We start from the raw sequence: 482 nt of genomic DNA on the forward strand, positions 1-482 counted from the left end.
GGGCGTTATGCGGAAAAGCCAAGTTCGCGCCAAGCAATAAGTTAAGGAAGAGTTCGTAAAGGAAAGCATCCTATTATGTCTGTTATAACTTTCTTCTACAGTTTTAGAGAAAAATTCCCTGATATTTCCTTACGGGCAGATAAGGAATACGATTTTTATAGTGATGATATTGATTCAACGACAGCTCATTGTTGGTTTGAGAGTGTTGCAAATGTACTCAACAAAAAAATGCACTTCCAAAATGACTTAGATCAGTTCGAAAAAGTATGCATTCATCTTTCTCAGAGCTTAAACACTGCAAGTGATGATGTAAAAAACTGTATAGATGTATCATTTACTGAAAATCTCTTTTGGAGCATTCCCAGAGATAAAGTAAAACCCTACTGGGATTTACTACCACAATCGTTGAAGTCCTTATATCTTAATTTTCATGGCAAGCCACCAACAAACACATAAACCGAGTAAATTTCCGCATAACAAGT

The 482-nt window shown here is 35.9% G+C and carries 1 protein-coding gene; it reads left to right on the forward strand.

Translation table 11 applies throughout. The annotated features are described in order from the left end of the window. Window positions 1–75 precede the first annotated feature (75 nt). Entirely contained in the window at window positions 76–456 is a 381-nt protein-coding gene (locus tag ACY2RQ_RS19835) for a DUF7674 family protein (protein ID WP_490114742.1), read from the forward strand. Window positions 457–482 lie beyond the last annotated feature (26 nt).

Source organism: Parendozoicomonas sp. 209JJ7-1, assembly GCF_058147085.1.

Bases quoted from the DNA above. Each gene is read 5' to 3' on its own strand.
- ACY2RQ_RS19835 (WP_490114742.1), top strand. From the start codon at position 76: ATGTCTGTTATAACTTTCTTCTACAGTTTTAGAGAAAAATTCCCTGAT.